This is a genomic window from Pseudomonas versuta (genome assembly GCF_001294575.1).
In the GTDB taxonomy this organism is placed as follows: domain Bacteria; phylum Pseudomonadota; class Gammaproteobacteria; order Pseudomonadales; family Pseudomonadaceae; genus Aquipseudomonas; species Aquipseudomonas versuta.
This window is the reverse complement of the sequence record NZ_CP012676.1, coordinates 4,744,630-4,761,209: the sequence shown is the minus strand read 5'-3', so window position 1 is coordinate 4,761,209 and position 16,580 is coordinate 4,744,630. Positions and strand designations below refer to the sequence as shown.

Genomic DNA, 16,580 nt, shown 5'->3' with positions numbered 1-16,580 from the left:
CTGCGTTAGCATCGGCCCGGTCCTGGCGGTCAATGCTCAAGGCTTGTTGGCATTTTTCTCGAAGCGATAAAACAGATTTGGCTCACTGACCATGTACAGGGTGCCTTTCTCATCAATTGCCACCCCTTCCGCCCGGGGAATGGTTTTTTTGAGACCGTTAAAGCCGCTAAGCAAGGTCATGAAACTGACTTGCTCACCCAGTTCATCGAGCTCCAGCAGCATGTGGGAATCTGCCGAAAGCACCAGGGTATGGCCCGTTCGCGGATCAATGCTCAAGGCCGACAGGTTGCGCAAATCCAGCTCGTCGCTAGGCACTTTCTGCTTGGTGCCAGTGAGGGTCTGGCTGCCATCGCTTTTCCACACATACAACTGCGGCGGACGCTCTTCGCCCAGCAACAGTTGCTGGCGGCGCGGGTCCCAGGCAATGGCCTCAAAAGCTTTGTTCTGATTCCTGGAAGGCCCCAGGTTGTACTTGGGGAAGTCGGCAATATTCAGGGATTTGGTGTTCGCATCGATATTGATGATGGTCAGCAAGTGTTCGCGCTCATCGACAATGGCCAGCAGGCCATTTTCCATCACCGTCAGGCCTTCAGGGTTGCTCCAGCCCACCAGAGGAATTTTGCGCAGTACATCGCCATCGAGGGTCAATTCCACCAAGAACGGGTTTTTACCCATCACCGAAAACAGCGTTTTGCTCAGCGGGTTATAAGCCAGATCCGACGCTTCGTCCTTTTCCATTCCCGGTAACGGCTTGGCATCTATCGTCACCACATAGTCAGGCAACCACACGCTTTCGTTCTGTTCTTGCGGGTTCTCAAACTGCTCCAGCACCCACAACGCACCCCGGTCATCCCAATGCATGATGGCCGACAGTGCATAAAGCAATGCGCCAAGCAGCAAAAGCCAGTAATACCAGCGCAGATTAAAGCGCGAGCGTACAGGCGGGGTCAGCTGAGGATCTGAGGCCATTTGAATGATCTTCCTAGAAATTTGGCAACGTCTAAATATCACAAAGCGGGCAAACCGACTGCCTGGCTCAAGCCCATTATGCGGATGCAGTGTGAAATAAATGATAAAAACGGCGAAATGCATACCGGATGCATCTGAATGCGGATTCCTGATGAAAGTACGACCTCCAGTCGCCCGTCGATTGCAGGAATAATATGAGCTGGCGTACTGGACTCTATAACTGCGCCTCAAGAGTTATCAGGCCTTACGGACTCACGCTCCCCAAAGTAGAGGGCGTCCTCAAGTTGTGGATCTCCAGGCGTTATTTATTTTGCAGTAAAGCATTAAATACCCCCCCCTTCTTTAGCGTTAATGGCCTGGAACTTACACCTCTATGAAATTAGGGGGGCGAAGAAAACGCCCCCCATCCTGATCATGTGTTTTAAAATTTATCCATGCCTGTGACTACGTCATACGACATCTCTCAACTCGCCGCGCTATCCGAGCACGAGCATTAGCTGGAGCTGCGGGGGAAGCTGCAGGCAGAGGGTTCTGGCGGAACCATTGATTGTCAGCCTCGGCGAGGCTTTCCATTATGTTCAACCGGTCTGCTCTACCATGTCGGGCCATTGCGTCAACATGGCCGTCTAATTGAGCACTGCTTACGATTCTTAATTGACGCGGGTTCTGGATGCCTGCTTCCCCCAATTGCCATGGGTAATACTGGGGATGAGAGCCAGATATAATTTGCCTCACCTCCATAATATAACCGGGGTTATGAACGATCTGACCACTTCCCGCAGGATAGAGGTAAGGACCCGAAAAAACATTCACGGGCTCTGGAGACGGAAGTTGCAGTGGCACGGCAGCAGTGGATGACCCAGGTCGATAAATAGCGGCCCTGTTGGCTGAGTTGGTTTGCCCTATATTTTGCAAATCACCACGGGACAGGTGCGACAACATACGCTCCCGAATACCTCCTTGTTCCAGCATATAGTCTAACTCTACGTTGAGCCTGGGGCGGGCTCCTCGAACTCCCATCCCACCTCTGCCCGGCACCCCACCGGCGTTCTGCAACTTGTGCTGCCAGGCGCCGACAAACTTGCCCGCTTTCTTGACCCCCTTGGCCGCCGCCCCGGCGATTGACGGCGCCGCTGATGCCAGACCTGTGGCCATACCCACAAAGCCCAGAATCCGACCCGCGCTTTCATTGCCGGTGGCCAGCAAGGCTATCGAGGCCACGTCTGCGGCCAGTGACACCACGCTTAAGGTCGCGGTGGTCACGGCGGTGATGTAACTGGCGGTCAACGCCGCAGCGGGGGCCGCCAGGGCACCGAATGAGGCCACCGCGCCCATCACCCCGAACGCAATCCCCACCGCTGGCAGCAACCAGTCCAGCCACGAATGGCCCGAGGGGTCGATGCGGTTGACCGGGTCGCCGGCGCAGTAGGCATAGCCATTGAGGCCGCCTTCACCGAAGGGGCTGAGGCTGTCGCGGCTGTGAAAACGCATCAGCGCCGGGTTGTAGATGCGGTAGTCGCCCAGGAAATACCAGCCGGTGACGTCCTCGCGCAGGCTCCCGGCATAGCCCAGTCGGCTGGTCCCGGCCACGCTTGAACCATAGGCGCCATAGACCGGGTGGTTGATCCCGTCCTGGGCTTCAGTGGTGACCGAGCCCTGGGCATCGGTGCCCAGCAGCATGACTTCACGCACTGCCGACGCCAGCCGGCTTTCGGCTACCGGCACATTTCCGGCACGGACCCAGCGGGTTTGAGTGTCTTCACCCGTCTCGCAGCTGAGCTGGCCGCCGGTGTGGTAACGCCAGCGCGGCCCGCGAGCATCCTCGGTCTTGATGATGTTGCCACCGGGGCCGTAGTGCCAACGACGCTCGCCTGTAGGCAGGGTTACCCCGATCAGTCGGCCGAGGGCGTCGTAGTGCAGTGGATTACCGCGTTCGTCGCGTTTGAGATTGCCGAGGGCGTCGTACTCCAGGGTTACCGGCGCCGGGTAATCGCTTCGGCTGTGGCTGATGTTTATCAGCTGGGTGAGGTCAGAGGGGCTGTAGGTAAAAGTGGTGACATTGTTTGCGCTGCCGTCGGCCAATACGGTTTCCAGACGGCGCACATTGTCCAGCGCATCGTATTCGAAGTGCTGCTCGCGGTAGGTTTTGCCGTGGGCGTCTTCGGGAAGCGATGGGCCTGTAAGGCGATGGGAAATCATGCGGCCACGGATGTCGTAGTCGAAGGTTTCACGACGTACCAGAACACCGTCACGGGTCAATTCGCGCTGGATCAGCTTGCCGTCCTTGCGCCACTGCTGGGTCTGGATTTCAAGGGACTGTCGGGTGGGCGTACGGGTCGCGGTTTCACGACGGGCCGGACGTCCGAGACTGTCGTAGCCCAGGGTCACGGTCATGTCCCGCGAGCCATCTTTTGCCTGGGTGCGCTGTTGGTGAATCCGCGAGGCCGCATCGTAGGTGACGCTGATGGTGACATCAGGCCCCTGCTGCACGCTCAAGCGCCCCAAGGCATCGTATTGGCAGCGCTGCTCTGCGCCGTCGGCATCGGTCAGCCGTGTGACCTTGCCCGATGGCGTGGTGGTTTGTTGTTGCGAGCGCGGTTGATCGCCTTGCCAGGCGTAATCGGCCTTCACCAATTGGCCGGACGGCGACCAGTGATCTTTTTGCAGCCCCAGATTGCCCTGTGTTTCCAGCAAACGGCCACTTAACGGATCGTATTTGTTGAACACGCTGATGCCCGGCGCTTGCATCGACAGCAGCGCCCCGCCCAGTTCCGGCTGGCGTTCGGTCTGGACCTGGGTGCCATCGGGCAAGGTCTGGGTATGGGCGTGGATTTGTCCTTCGGCGTATTGCCATTCAGACACACTCTGGCCGATCTTTTCCCACACCAATCGGCCAAGACCGTCGTATTTGCGCTCGCCCAGCAGCACTTCATTGCTGCCTAGCGAAGGATGGGTGATCGACACCGTGACCGGTAATTCACCGTCATGGCCTTCGGCGTAGGTGCGCTTGATCAGGCTGCCGTCGGGTAGCGTGGTCGACACCAGTCGATCGCGGACATCCCACTCCTGCAAGGTCTCCCGACCCATGGCATCGGACTGGCTGATGCAGCGACCCAGCCCGTCATAGCGCCAGCTCAGTTCGTGCTGGAGCAGTCCATCGGCGCAAAACACCTGTTCTTTTAAAGGCTGTCCATCAAGACCCTGGGTGGTCACGGTTTTGGGCCCGGCCACGCCATTGGCGTCGGTCTGCCAGCGGGTGCCGGTCAGGGCTACCGGGTCGGCAACAGTGTGTTGGGTGACGCCGTCTGCCCCGGTTTCGGTCAGCACATTGCCCCAGTCATCAAAGGTACGTTCGGTGCTCAGGCTCAGGGCCGGAGTGTCTTCGTTACCGAGGTCGTAGCTGGTCTCCCGAAATACCCGGCCCAACACGTCATATTCGCCAGTCCAGGCGGTATAAGTCTCACCGCTGTCGGTCTGTTTTTCTCGACGAATTTCCCGGCCCATACCATCCAGCCAGACGGTTTCCTTACGCCCGGAAGCGCCGATTCGGGTCTGGCAGCGTTCGTTCGCTGACAACGAATAGGCCCAATTGACCTCGGCCTCGAACGCCGAATCCGGGGCGGCGACCTCTTGTACTACACGGCCCAGGGCATCGTGGGCAAAGGCGATGCGCATTTGCTCATCGGTCTGCTCGGTGACCATCAAACCCGAGTACAGATCTTGCGAGGATTGGGAGCTGGATTCATGCCCATCGTGCCCGGTGACGGTGACGTTTTCCTGCAGCACTGCATGCTCAAGAGAGCGGGCATTGCGGGCTTGGTTGAGCTGGTAGCTGTAGGAGCGGGTGGTGCTTTTACCCTGCACGGTCTGAGTTTCACTGAGCATGCGACCGTGGTGGGGCGATGCTGGATCGACGATAAAGGTCTGGCTGGAACGGCCCAGCTCGGTACGTTTTTCGCCCTCCACCAGCAACAGTTTCTCCTCGCTGCTCTGGATAAAGGTCGGCAGTGCAAACTCGGGCGCATCCTGACGTACTGGCAATGATTGATAGCGATATTGAGTCTGCTTCACCGGACCCTCGGTGCCGGGTGGCGGACTCACTGTGCGACTTTTCAGACGGGTAATCCTGCCCAACGGATCGGCCGGGCAGTTGTCGGTCTCACCACTGACCGGGTAATACTCCGACGCTTCAATGCCACCCAATGCATTGCGGTGCCACACCGGGTTGCCCAAGTCGTCGTAACGGGTTTCTTCTTCAGTGCTCAGTTCACGCAGCACCCGCTGCCCGTCCAGCCGCGCCTTGCGGGTAATCACCTTGTGCGGGAACTGGAAGTAAGGCAGTTGCCGGGCAATCGGCAGCCAGGGCTCGTCGTAATAGGTGGTCTCGGTTTCCTGCAGGGTCTGGCCCTGTAACGTGCGTTCGCGGGTCAGCAGATGGAAACGGTTAAAGGTGCGGGATACCGTTTGCAAAACAGTACCCCGGGCATCCATCAGAGTTTCGGTAGAGCCATAAAGGAAATCGCCACCCCCTGTCAGGTGGTAAAGATTGTCCTCACGGTTGCGCCACTGGCGCACCGCCGGCCAGCCAAAGTAATTGTTGGAGCCATAAAGGCCGTAGTCATAACGAACCAGCTGCACCGGCTGGCCATCGCCCGGGTCCTTGCGGGTCTGGCTGACCACCGGCATCCGTGCAAAGGGCGCACCTGCAGGCAGGTTCAGGCCGTTGGCCTCGCTGTAGGTCACTTCCTCGGTGCTACCGGTGGGCTGGGTGCATTTGCTCAGCAACAACAAGCCCGAGCTCGCGGTGCTGTAGTCAAACTGCCAGCCGTTATTGGGCAATCCGTCCACCGTCACCCGGCGCAACTGCCCGGAGATGCGCTGAAAAGTCATCACCATCTGTGAGGGAGTGTCGGGTTGCAGAGTCAGATGGGTAAGCTGGCCTTCGTAGGCAAGTGCCACCAGTGTACGGCCCTGGGCATCGCTGACTTGCTGCAAATAAGCCGCGTTGCCGATCGAGCGCCAGTCAAAACTCAGGGCACTGCCATCGGCTCCCACCAGGGTGCTGACCACCCACAGGCTCGGATGCCCGGCCAATGGAATCAGGCGCTCACAGGTGCCGTCGTTATGCCGCACCCACATCTCCTGGCGCTGAACCGTAACCGTCACCACCGGCAAGCGAACGTCCGGGAAGCGCATGCCCTGGCCAACAATCTCGCCGCGAAAACGCTCGCCGGAATTGAGCTGCAACTGCTGACTGGCGCCGTCCCAGGACGTGGTGCCGAGCATCCAGCCCAGGCCAAAACCCTGATCCTCGGTCATCAAGGGGCTGTAACCCAGACGCAGCTGGCTGATCGGCCCGCGCAGATCGTTGGCGGCGCCGGTGGGCAGGCTCACCGAGGCCGAGAATGAACCGGTGCGTGGGTCGACCCCGGCACTGATGCTGCTCATGAAGTTGTAGGCACCGGAATAAACGTCGCCAGTACTGAACAGGCTGGCGGCGGATCGGGTGTCGGGGGTGTGGTCAGTTGGATTGGTCACGATGGCTATTCCTTAGCGCGATGGAAAGAAATAGCAAAATAAAAGCGCTGACTTGAGGCCAACAATGAGCAGGACTTGTAGGAAACGACGCGACAAAAAGCCCCGTTCGCGCAAGAGCGCCGCAACCCGATGACGCAACCGCAACCGTCAGCAAGACGAATCGTCTATCCATATTCCTAAAAGTTAGTTCTTTTAATTTTTATACTCAATTAGGGTATATGCACCGGACCACCGGACTTTCCAGCTTTTATCCGCACCGCTCAAGCGGTGCTCCAATGAGATGCGAGGTAGGTATGGTCCGTAACACAATTACCCTTGTGGAAATCGCCAGGGCATTGCGTGCAGCCAAGGAGCAGCAGTGATGTCGAACCTGGCGAATGCACACCTGCAAAGCGACCTGGATGTCGCGCCCTTGTTGCTCGCAGCGCACATCCTGCGCACCGACAACGAAGCCCTTCAAGCCGCACGCGATCTGGCTGGCGCCGCCCGTGAGCACGCCGCAAAACGCGATCAGCAACGCAAATTACCGTGGTCACTTATTGAGCAGTTCACCCGCAGTGGACTTGGCAGTATTTCCATTCCCCGCGAGTTCGGCGGGCCACAGGTATCGTTCGTCACCCTGGCTGAAGTGTTTGCCATTATCTCGGCTGCCGACCCGGCGCTGGGGCAGATTCCGCAGAACCAGGTGGGCATTCTCAATCTGATTTCGAGCACCGCGACCCCGTCGCAAAAAGAACAACTGTTCAGCAGCGTGCTGCAAGGCTGGCGCATTGGTAATGCAGGGCCTGAGCGCGGTAGTAAAAATACCCTCGACTTGAAGGCACGCATTACCGCTGACGAGGATGACCTGGTTATCAGCGGTCAGAAGTTTTACTCCACCGGTGCACTGTTCGCGCACTGGATCGCAGTCAAGGCGCTCAACGACGACGGCAAACCGGTCATGGCCTTTGTTCGCCGCGGTACTCCCGGCCTGCGCGTTGTCGATGACTGGTCCGGCTTTGGCCAGCGCACCACCGCCAGCGGCACCGTGTTGCTCAACAACGTGCGAATCGATGACGAACTGGTCATCGACAGCTGGCGCCTGAGCGAAGTCCCGAACATTCAGGGCTCGGTGTCGCAACTGATCCAGGCCGCCATCGATCTGGGCATCGCCCGCGAAGCCATTACCGACGCCATCAGTTTTGTACGTGAACGTTCCCGGCCGTGGATCGACGCCAACGTTGAACGCAACAGCGATGATCCCTATGTCATCGCCGACATCGGCAAATTGAAGATCGAGCTGCACGCGGCCGAAGCCTTGCTGCGCAAAGCAGGCCGGGTACTGGATGAAGTCAGCGCCGCGCCGATTGACGCGCAGGCCGCCGCCCGGGCTTCGATTGCCGTGGCCGAAGCCAAGGTGCTGAGCACCGAGCTGTCGTTGCTGGCCAGCGAAAAACTCTTCGAACTGGCAGGTAGCAGCGCATCTCTGGCCCGGTACAACCTCGACCGCCACTGGCGCAACGCACGGGTTCACACCCTGCACGACCCGGTCCGCTGGAAATACCACGCCATCGGCACCTATCGCCTCAACGGCACCCTGCCTGCCCGGCATTCCTGGATTTGACTACGGAGATACCCATGTCACTGATATCCAAACAGGTCCCGGTCATCCGCAGTGATGCCGAGGCCCTGAGCGTCGCCCGTGAGCTCGCCGCACATTTCAAACGCGAGAGCGCTGTACGCGACCGCGAACGACGCCTGCCCTTTGATGAACTCGAACTGTTTTCCCACACCGGCCTGTGGGGCATCACTGTGCCGAAGGCCCTGGGCGGCGCCGGTGTGTCCAATGTCACGCTGGCACAGGTGGTGGCGTTGATTGCTGCTGCTGACGCCTCGCTGGGGCAAATCCCGCAAAACCATTTTTATGCACTTGAAGTACTGCGGGTCAATGGCACGCCGGCGCAACAGGCGCGGCTGTATGCCGAGGTCCTGGCCGGGCAGCGCTTTGGTAATGCCCTGGCCGAAACAGGTACTAAAACCGCCCACGACCGTACGACCCATCTGGCCAAAGCCGAAGACGGTTACCGCATTACCGGTCGCAAGTTCTACGCCACTGGCGCCCTGTATGCGCAGCGGATTCCGACCTCGGTAGTCGATGACAACGGCGTACAGCACCTGGCGTTTGTGCCCCGCGACAGCGACGGCCTGACCGTGATCGACGACTGGAGCGGCTTCGGCCAGCGCACCACCGGCAGTGGTTCCGTGCTGTTCGACAATGTATTCGTCGCCACTGAAGACGTGATCCCGTTTCAAAGCGCCTTTGAGCGCCCGACCCCGGTTGGCCCGCTGGCGCAAATCCTCCACGCAGCCATCGACACCGGCATCGCCCGCGCCGCCTTTGAAGACGCGCTGCATTTTGTAAGCACCAAGACCCGGCCCTGGATCGATGCCACCACCGATATCGCCAGCGAAGACCCACTGACCCTGAAAAGCTTTGGCCGCCTGAGTGTGCGTCTGCATGCTGGCGAAGCCTTGCTGGAGCGCGCCGGTGAACTGCTGGATATCGCCCAGGCCAATACCCATGCCGGCACCGTGGCAGCCGCCTCGATAGCGGTGGCAGAAGCGCGCGCCATCAGCACCGAGATTTCGCTAGCCGCCGGCAGCACCCTGTTTGAACTGGCGGGCAGCCAGGCCACCCTTGCCGAACACGGGCTCGATCGTCATTGGCGCAATGCTCGCGTCCACACCCTGCACGATCCGGTGCGCTGGAAATATCACGCGGTAGGTAACTACTACCTGAACGATGTAAACCCGCCATTGCGGGGGACCATCTGATGAGCAAAAAGAAAATCCTGATCAATGCCTTCAACATGAACTGCATTGGCCACATCAACCACGGGTTGTGGACTCATCCACGGGACACCTCCACCCGATTCAACACCCTGGAATACTGGACGGAGCTGGCACAGCTGCTGGAGCGCGGGCTGTTTGACGGGCTGTTTATCGCCGATATCGTCGGCGTCTACGACGTCTATCAACAGTCGGTTGATGTTCCGCTCAAGGAGTCGATCCAGCTGCCGGTCAACGACCCGCTGCTGCTGGTATCGGCCATGGCGGCCGTGACCAAAAACCTTGGCTTTGGCCTGACCGCAAACCTGACCTACGAGCCCCCGTATTTATTCGCGCGCCGCATGTCGACACTGGACCACCTGACCCGCGGCCGCGTGGGCTGGAACATCGTCACCGGTTATCTGGACAGCGCGGCCAAGGCCATGGGCCTGACCGAGCAAGTCGAACACGACCGGCGCTACGACCAGGCCGATGAATACCTGGAGGTGTTGTACAAACTCTGGGAAGGCAGCTGGGAAAACGGCGCCGTGGTCAACGACCCGGCGCAGCGCATCTATGCCCGGCCCGACAAGGTGCACAAGGTCAAACACACCGGTGAGTTCTACCAGGTCGAGGGTTATCACCTGTGCGAACCCTCACCGCAGCGCACGCCGGTACTGTTTCAAGCTGGCAGTTCGGATCGGGGGCTGGTGTTTGCCGGGCGCCATGCCGAGTGCGTGTTCATCAGTGGCCAGACCAAGGCGGCGACCAAAGCCCAGGTCGACAAGGTTCGCGCCAGCGCCGTGGCGGCAGGACGCAACCCGGATGACATCAAACTGTTTATGGGCCTCAACGTCATCGTCGCGCCCACCGAAGCCCTGGCCCGGGCCAAGCGCGAAGAGTACCTGGGCTATGCCAGTGCCGAAGCCGGAGTGGCGCATTTTTCCAGCTCCACGGGCATCGACTTTGCCGACTACGAACTGGACGAGCCGATCCAGTACGTGAAGAACAACGCCATCCAGTCCGCCACCAAAGTGCTGCAAAACAACGACTGGACGCGCCGCAAACTGCTTGAGCAACACGCATTGGGCGGACGCTACATGACGTTGGTGGGTTCACCGGAACAGGTGGCCGACGAGCTCGAATCGTGGATCCAAGAGACCGGTCTGGACGGCTTCAACCTGACACGCATCGTGACGCCGGAAAGCTATGTCGACTTTATCGACCTGGTAGTCCCCGAGTTGCAGCGCCGCGGTTCCTACAAGACCGCGTATGACGTAGGCAGCCTGCGGCAAAAACTGTTTACCGAAGGCGACGCGCACTTGCCCGGGCGGCATACCGGCGCCAGTTACCGCCAACCCGAATAACCCTGCAGGAGCGAGCTTGCTCACGAGCCGTCAGATGCTCGCGGGCAAGCTCGCGCCCACAGGATTTGAATTCTGAATTTTTGAATGGAATTTGCCCCATGCACAAAAAACACTTAACCCCACTGGTTCTGGCGCTCGGACTGTTCAGCGGCATCGTGTTCGCCAGCGACGCCCCGCTCAAGGTCGGCACCACGGCGGCCTTTGCTCCCGCCCTTGAGACGACGGTGAGCGAAGCCAAGAAGCAAGGCCTTGATGTCGAGCTGATCGAGTTCAGCGACTGGATCGCTCCCAACGTCAGCCTCAATAGCGGCGACATCGACGTGAACTACTTCCAGCACATCCCGTTCCTGGAGAACGCCAACGCTGCCGGCGGGTTTAATCTGGTGCCCTATGCCAAAGGCATCATCAACAACGTGGGCCTGTACTCGAAAAAATACAAAAGCCTGGACCAACTGCCCCAGGGCGCTACGGTGGCCATCGCCAATGACCCGATCAACAGCGGACGCGGCCTGCAACTGCTGGCCAAAGCCGGCCTCATCACCCTCAAGCCCGGCGTAGGCTACAAGGCGACCGAAGAAGACATCATCGCCAATCCGAAAAACATCAAAATCCTGCAGGTCGAAGCCGTGCAGCTGGTGCGCGCTTATGACGATGCCGATCTGGTGCAGGGTTACCCGCACTACATCCGCCTGTCGAAAAACTTCGATGCCAATTCGGCACTGTTGTTTGACGGCATCGACCACCCGGAATACGTCATTCAATTCGTGATCCAGCCCAAGAACAAGGACGACCCGCGACTGGCAAAATTTGTCGACATCTACCAGCACTCGCCTGTGGTCAAAGCCTCGCTGGATAAGGCCTACGGCACCCTGTATCAACCTGGCTGGGATAACTGAACATGAACGTGGCTATTGCTCGCGAGCGGCTCGATCAGCCGCAGCCTGGCGCGACCCACACCCAGCTGCACCCTGAACTGAGCCAGGCCCATGTGCGTTTTATCGGCGTGGGCAAAACCTATGAAGGTCGCCAGGGACCGGTGGATGCCCTCAAGGGTATCGACCTGGCGATTCAGCACGGGGAGATTTTCGGCATTATCGGCCGCAGCGGTGCCGGCAAATCGTCGCTGATCCGCACCATCAATCGCCTGGAGCAACCCAGCAGCGGTCGCGTGCTGATCGATCAAACCGACATCGGTGACTTCGATGAAAACCGGCTGGTGGCGCTGCGCCGGCAAACCGGCATGATCTTCCAGCACTTCAACCTGATGTCGGCCAAAACCGTGTGGCAGAACGTCGAACTGCCGCTCAAGGTTGCAGGCGTGCCCAAGCTGCAACGCGAGCAAAAAGTCCGAGAACTGCTGGAGCTGGTGGGCCTGCAAGGCAAGCACACGGCCTATCCGGCGCAGCTTTCGGGCGGGCAGAAACAGCGGGTCGGCATTGCCCGCGCGCTGGTCCATGACCCGGCGATCCTGCTCTGTGACGAGGCCACCTCGGCCCTTGATCCGGAGACCACCCAGTCGATCCTCGGCCTGCTGCGCGAGATCAATCAGCGCCTGGGCCTGACCATCATCCTCATCACCCACGAGATGGCGGTGATTCGCGATATCTGCCACCGCGTGGTGGTACTGGAACAAGGCCGGATCGTCGAGCAGGGCCCGGTGTGGCAAGTGTTCGGCGACCCGCAACACGAGGTCAGCAAAACCTTGCTCGCACCGCTGCAAGACAGCCTGCCCGAAGCCCTGAAAAACCGCATCAGCGCGCAGCCGGCATCGTCACATTCAAGTGTGATTCTGCGTCTGCGTTTTACCGGCAGCCAGGACCAGGAACCGGATCTGGGTGCGTTGTTCAGCGCTCTGGGCGGTCAGGTGCGGCTGCTGCATGGCGGGGTTGAACAGATTCAGGGCCATGCCCTGGGCCAACTGTTGCTCAGTGTGACCAGCTCCTCACTGGGCGCGGACGAACTGCGCAAGCGCGCCGAACAATGGGCACAACAGGTCGAGGTCGTGGGTTATGGGATATGAGCGTTTATGGCAGGGGGTGATCGACACCTTTTTGATGGTCGGTGTGTCGTCGCTGATCGCATTGATATTGGGCATCCCGCTGGCGGTGATTCTGGTCACCAGCGCCAAGGGTGGAATCTATGAAGCCCCCAGATTGCACAAGGCACTGGGCGCGTTCGTGAACCTGTTCCGCTCCATTCCCTTTCTTATTTTAATGGTGGCGCTGATCCCGTTTACCCGCCTGATTGTCGGCACTACCTACGGCGTCTGGGCTGCCGTCGTACCGCTGACCATCGCGGCTACGCCATTCTTTGCGCGGATCGCCGAAGTCAGTTTGCGCGAAGTGGATCACGGCCTGATCGAAGCAGCGCAGGCCATGGGCTGCAAACGCCACCACATCATTTGGCACGTGCTGTTGCCAGAAGCTTTACCGGGCATTGTCGGCGGTTTCACCATCACAGTGGTCACCATGATCAACTCATCGGCCATGGCCGGGGCCATTGGCGCGGGAGGGTTGGGCGACATTGCCTACCGCTACGGTTATCAGCGCTTTGACACTCAGGTCATGCTGACCGTGATTGTGTTGCTGGTGGTGCTGGTGGCGGTGATTCAGCTTGGCGGTGATCGCCTGGCCCGCGTACTGAACAAACGCTGAGGTATAGTCGGCGGCCACTGCCGCCGACCGAGCCTGCCATGACCCTCGATGCAAAAACCCTCGAACAGATTGCTGCCACCACGCTGGAGCATTATCAGCAGAGTGCCGAAGGCTTTCGCGAAGGGACTCGCGACCACGACGTGAGCCAGAACATCGCCGCATTGCTGCGGCACATCCAGGGCAGCGCGCCATTTACCCTTCTGGATTTTGGCTGCGGCCCGGGGCGCGATCTGCAAACCTTCACCCGCCTGGGGCATGTAGCGGTCGGGCTCGACGGCACTGAACGCTTCACCCAGATGGCCCGCCAGGACAGTGGCTGTGAAGTATGGCATCAAGACTTTCTCAAGCTTGAACTGCCTGCAGAACACTTCGACGGCATCTTCGCCAACGCCTCGTTGTTCCACGTACCGACGCAAGAGCTGGAACAAGTGCTGGGCAAACTGCACGCCACCCTGAAACCAGGTGGCGTACTGCTGAGTTCCAACCCCCGGGGAGACAATCAGGAAGGCTGGAATGGCCAGCGTTACGGGGCATATCACGACCTGGAGAACTGGCGGGCGATGCTCACCAAAGCGGGTTTTGTCGAGCTTGAGCACTACTATCGCCCACCGGGCCTGCCCCGCGACCAGCAGCCCTGGCTGGTGAGTGTGTGGCGTAAAATCACTGCCTGAATCCTGTTCGCTCGCAAGCCTTGAAAGCTCGCGAGCAAGCTCGCTCCTACAGGGTTAGACATATTCAGAACCACCACAATGCTTCAGTGGTTTGAGTACCGATTAGTCTTTGTCCTTTGATGTTTACTCAGAGAGCAAAGGAATGTCAGGTTCTATTCATGGATGTCGGCTTCGCACGGGCAGAGCCTCTGAAACGGGTCGTATCTACCTGCTCACAGCCGTGGTGAAAGACCGTAAACCGACTTTCAGCAACTTTCATATGGCGCAGCTTTTGATCAATGAGCTTCGCAGAACTCAAAGCGAGGGTTTTGTTAAATCACTCGCCTGGGTCGTAATGCCCGATCACTTCCACTGGTTGATCGAACTTCAAAACGCCAGCCTTGCGACAATCATGCAACGGACAAAATCGCGTAGCGGCCGAGTAATTAACGCTGCCTGTGAGCGCAATGATCATTTTTGGCAGCAGGGCTATCACGACCGGGCGATTCGCTATGACGAGGATCTTGCAAGCGTTGCACGCTATGTCGTAGCAAATCCCCTGCGTGCAGGTTGGGTAAAGCGCTTGGGCGATTACCCGCACTGGGATGCTATTTGGTTGTAACCCCTGTAGGAGCGAGCTTGCTCGCGAGCCTTTGAAGCTCGCGCCATTGCCGGGCATAAAAAAGCCCCGAGGGGCTTACACCGCTCGGGGCTCGGTCTTTCATGGCTTACAACTTGGCGATGGAGACTTCGGTAGATTTCACAAAGGCAATGACTTCACTGCCCACAACCAGTTCCAGTTCTTTGACCGAACGGGTGGTGATGACCGAGGTAACGATGCCCGATGCAGTCTGTACGTCGATTTCCGAGAGCACGTCGCCCAGCACGATTTCCTTGATATGGCCTTTGAACTGGTTGCGAACGTTGATGGCTTTGATGGTCATGGTGTCGATTCCTGTCTTGGGATAGAAAAGTGCGGTTATTGCGCCCAGCGCAGTTGCGTGGGCAGCGGTGCAACGGGTTCTGGCTCAGGGGGCGAGCCAGGCAAGGCAAGTACCCGGTTGAGTACTTCAGTTTCCAGTGCCGCCAGCCGGTGCGATCCGCGCACCCGCGGGCGTTGCAATTCGACAATGAGGTCCAGCCCCACTTCGCCGTCTTCGATCAGAATCACCCGGTCGGCTATCGCAACGGCTTCGCTGACATCGTGGGTCACCAGCAACACGGTGAATCCGTGCTGGCGCCACAGGCGTTCGATCAGTTGTTGCATCTCGATGCGGGTCAATGCATCCAGCGCGCCCAGCGGTTCATCCAGCAATAACAGGCTCGGCTGGTGGATCAGCGCACGAGCCAGCGCCACACGCTGTTTCTGCCCGCCCGATAATGCCGCCGGCCATTCATTGGCCCGCTCGGCCAGACCCACCTCTTCAAGCGCTTTTAGCGCCTTGGCACGCCAGTCGCCCTTGAGCCCGAGCCCGACGTTGTCGATGACTTTTTTCCAGGGCAGCAAACGCGCTTCCTGAAACATTAGCCGCGTGTCTGCGCGGGCTTCTTCCAGCGGTGCAGTACCTGCCTGCAATACCCCCGCCGTCGGTTGATCGAGCCCGGCCAGCAGGCGCATCAGGGTGCTTTTGCCGCACCCGCTACGCCCGACAATCGCCACGAATTGACCGGCCGGAATATGCAGATTGATGTCGCGCAGTACCTGACGCTCACCAAAAGACTTTTGCAGGCCATGGATCGCCAGCGGAATACCCTGACGCAAACGCGGAGGTTGTTGAGCTGTCATGCTGCACCGCCTTTAACCACTTGATACGCCGGGTGCCAACGCAACCACACGCGCTCCAGTCCACGGGCTGCGGTGTCGGCCAGCTTGCCCAGCACCGCGTACAAAACAATTGCCAGTACCACCACGTCTGTCTGCAAAAACTCCCGGGCGTTCATCGCCAGGTAGCCAATGCCGGAGCTGGCGGAGATGGTTTCAGCCACGATCAGGGTCAACCACATAAAGCCCAGGGCAAAGCGCACGCCCACCAGAATCGAAGGCAAGGCACCGGGCAGGATCACCTGACGAAACAGGCTGAAACCGGACAGCCCGTAACTGCGCGCCATCTCCACCAGGGCAGGGTCGACGTTGCGGATGCCGTGGTAGGTGTTGAGGTAGATCGGGAATAAAGTCCCCAGCGCCACCAGAAAAATCTTCGCCGACTCGTCGATCCCGAACCACAGGATGACCAGAGGGATCAGCGCCAGATGCGGTACGTTGCGGATCATTTGCACCGAGCTGTCGAGCAGGCGTTCACCCCATTTCGACAAGCCGGTAATGAAGCCCAATACCAGGCCAATGCTGCCACCGATCACAAAACCGACCCCGGCGCGCCAGCCACTGATGGCGAGGTGTTTCCAGATTTCGCCACTGCGCACCAACTCGACCCCGGCCGCGATCACGGCGCTGGGTGCCGGCAAAATGCGCGTCGACAACCAGCCCGCCGATACCGACAACTGCCAAACCGCCAGCAGTAAAACCGGCAAGGCCCAGGGCGCCAGTTTGTGGCCGATGCCATTAAGGCTTAGAGCCTTCCCCTTACTCATGGCCG

The 16,580-nt window shown here is 59.3% G+C and carries 13 protein-coding genes; 8 read left to right on the top strand and 5 right to left on the bottom strand.

The features are described from left to right. Positions 1-36: 36 nt before the first annotated feature. Both AOC04_RS21340 and AOC04_RS21335 read right to left on the bottom strand, forming a co-directional pair. Positions 37-969: an SdiA-regulated domain-containing protein gene (locus AOC04_RS21340; protein ID WP_060696535.1), complete on the bottom strand. Its 933-nt coding sequence runs from the start codon at positions 967-969 to the stop codon at positions 37-39. Positions 970-1,413: 444 nt separating this feature from the next. Next, a complete protein-coding gene (locus AOC04_RS21335) occupies positions 1,414-6,507 on the bottom strand; it encodes an RHS repeat domain-containing protein (protein WP_060696534.1) in 5,094 nt (1,697 codons plus the stop codon). A 361-nt stretch (positions 6,508-6,868) separates the two neighbouring features. Between AOC04_RS21335 and AOC04_RS21330 the strand changes: the two genes are divergently transcribed. The 8 genes from AOC04_RS21330 to AOC04_RS21295 all read left to right on the top strand — a co-directional run bounded on the left by AOC04_RS21330 (position 6,869) and on the right by AOC04_RS21295 (position 14,608). Next, entirely contained in the window at positions 6,869-8,110 is a 1,242-nt protein-coding gene (locus tag AOC04_RS21330; RefSeq protein WP_060696533.1) for an SfnB family sulfur acquisition oxidoreductase, read from the top strand. 14 nt (positions 8,111-8,124) lie between these two features. Next, positions 8,125-9,321, top strand: coding sequence for an SfnB family sulfur acquisition oxidoreductase (locus tag AOC04_RS21325; RefSeq protein ID WP_060696532.1), 1,197 nt, complete (start codon positions 8,125-8,127; stop codon positions 9,319-9,321). Further along, positions 9,321-10,682, top strand: a complete 1,362-nt coding sequence (locus tag AOC04_RS21320) for an LLM class flavin-dependent oxidoreductase (protein WP_060696531.1) — start codon at positions 9,321-9,323, stop codon at positions 10,680-10,682. Before AOC04_RS21325 ends, AOC04_RS21320 begins: the two co-directional genes overlap by 1 nt. A 98-nt stretch (positions 10,683-10,780) precedes the next feature. Further along, the gene (locus tag AOC04_RS21315) at positions 10,781-11,578 is read left to right on the top strand and encodes a MetQ/NlpA family ABC transporter substrate-binding protein (protein ID WP_060696530.1); all 798 of its coding nucleotides are present in this window, start codon (positions 10,781-10,783) and stop codon (positions 11,576-11,578) included. A gap of 2 nt (positions 11,579-11,580) precedes the next feature. Next, positions 11,581-12,702, top strand: a complete 1,122-nt coding sequence (locus AOC04_RS21310) for a methionine ABC transporter ATP-binding protein (RefSeq protein ID WP_060696529.1) — start codon at positions 11,581-11,583, stop codon at positions 12,700-12,702. Continuing rightward, on the top strand, positions 12,692-13,336 hold the full coding sequence (locus AOC04_RS21305) for a methionine ABC transporter permease (RefSeq protein WP_060696528.1): 645 nt from the start codon (positions 12,692-12,694) through the stop codon (positions 13,334-13,336). The genes AOC04_RS21310 and AOC04_RS21305 overlap by 11 nt, the downstream gene beginning before the upstream one ends. A gap of 38 nt (positions 13,337-13,374) precedes the next feature. Continuing rightward, positions 13,375-14,007: a class I SAM-dependent methyltransferase gene (locus tag AOC04_RS21300; RefSeq protein WP_060696527.1), complete on the top strand. Its 633-nt coding sequence runs from the start codon at positions 13,375-13,377 to the stop codon at positions 14,005-14,007. A 142-nt stretch (positions 14,008-14,149) separates the two neighbouring features. Continuing rightward, positions 14,150-14,608, top strand: coding sequence for an REP-associated tyrosine transposase (locus AOC04_RS21295; protein ID WP_060696526.1), 459 nt, complete (start codon positions 14,150-14,152; stop codon positions 14,606-14,608). 106 nt (positions 14,609-14,714) lie between these two features. Here the strand turns inward: AOC04_RS21295 and AOC04_RS21290 are convergent, their stop codons facing one another. From AOC04_RS21290 to ssuC, 3 genes are read right to left on the bottom strand one after another with little or no spacing between them, the layout of a single operon-like run. Beyond that, a complete protein-coding gene (locus AOC04_RS21290; RefSeq protein ID WP_003444581.1) occupies positions 14,715-14,930 on the bottom strand; it encodes a TOBE domain-containing protein in 216 nt (71 codons plus the stop codon). Between the two features lie 35 nt (positions 14,931-14,965). Continuing rightward, positions 14,966-15,772 carry an aliphatic sulfonates ABC transporter ATP-binding protein gene (ssuB, locus tag AOC04_RS21285; protein WP_060696525.1) on the bottom strand — a complete coding sequence of 269 codons (807 nt, stop codon included), beginning with the start codon at positions 15,770-15,772 and terminating at the stop codon, positions 14,966-14,968. After that, a complete protein-coding gene (ssuC, locus tag AOC04_RS21280) occupies positions 15,769-16,575 on the bottom strand; it encodes an aliphatic sulfonate ABC transporter permease SsuC (RefSeq protein WP_060696524.1) in 807 nt (268 codons plus the stop codon). The genes ssuB and ssuC overlap by 4 nt, the downstream gene beginning before the upstream one ends. Positions 16,576-16,580 lie beyond the last annotated feature (5 nt).

What these genes read in the sequence shown, in the direction of transcription:
- ssuB (WP_060696525.1), bottom strand. Translation starts at nt 15,772, where the DNA reads ATGACAGCTCAACAACCTCCGCGTTTGCGTCAGGGTATTCCGCTGGCG.
- ssuC (WP_060696524.1), bottom strand. Translation starts at nt 16,575, where the DNA reads ATGAGTAAGGGGAAGGCTCTAAGCCTTAATGGCATCGGCCACAAACTG.
- AOC04_RS21290 (WP_003444581.1), bottom strand. Translation starts at nt 14,930, where the DNA reads ATGACCATCAAAGCCATCAACGTTCGCAACCAGTTCAAAGGCCATATC.
- AOC04_RS21320 (WP_060696531.1), top strand. Translation starts at nt 9,321, where the DNA reads ATGAGCAAAAAGAAAATCCTGATCAATGCCTTCAACATGAACTGCATT.
- AOC04_RS21330 (WP_060696533.1), top strand. Translation starts at nt 6,869, where the DNA reads ATGTCGAACCTGGCGAATGCACACCTGCAAAGCGACCTGGATGTCGCG.
- AOC04_RS21315 (WP_060696530.1), top strand. Translation starts at nt 10,781, where the DNA reads ATGCACAAAAAACACTTAACCCCACTGGTTCTGGCGCTCGGACTGTTC.
- AOC04_RS21295 (WP_060696526.1), top strand. Translation starts at nt 14,150, where the DNA reads ATGTCAGGTTCTATTCATGGATGTCGGCTTCGCACGGGCAGAGCCTCT.
- AOC04_RS21340 (WP_060696535.1), bottom strand. Translation starts at nt 969, where the DNA reads ATGGCCTCAGATCCTCAGCTGACCCCGCCTGTACGCTCGCGCTTTAAT.
- AOC04_RS21325 (WP_060696532.1), top strand. Translation starts at nt 8,125, where the DNA reads ATGTCACTGATATCCAAACAGGTCCCGGTCATCCGCAGTGATGCCGAG.
- AOC04_RS21305 (WP_060696528.1), top strand. Translation starts at nt 12,692, where the DNA reads ATGGGATATGAGCGTTTATGGCAGGGGGTGATCGACACCTTTTTGATG.
- AOC04_RS21310 (WP_060696529.1), top strand. Translation starts at nt 11,581, where the DNA reads ATGAACGTGGCTATTGCTCGCGAGCGGCTCGATCAGCCGCAGCCTGGC.
- AOC04_RS21300 (WP_060696527.1), top strand. Translation starts at nt 13,375, where the DNA reads ATGACCCTCGATGCAAAAACCCTCGAACAGATTGCTGCCACCACGCTG.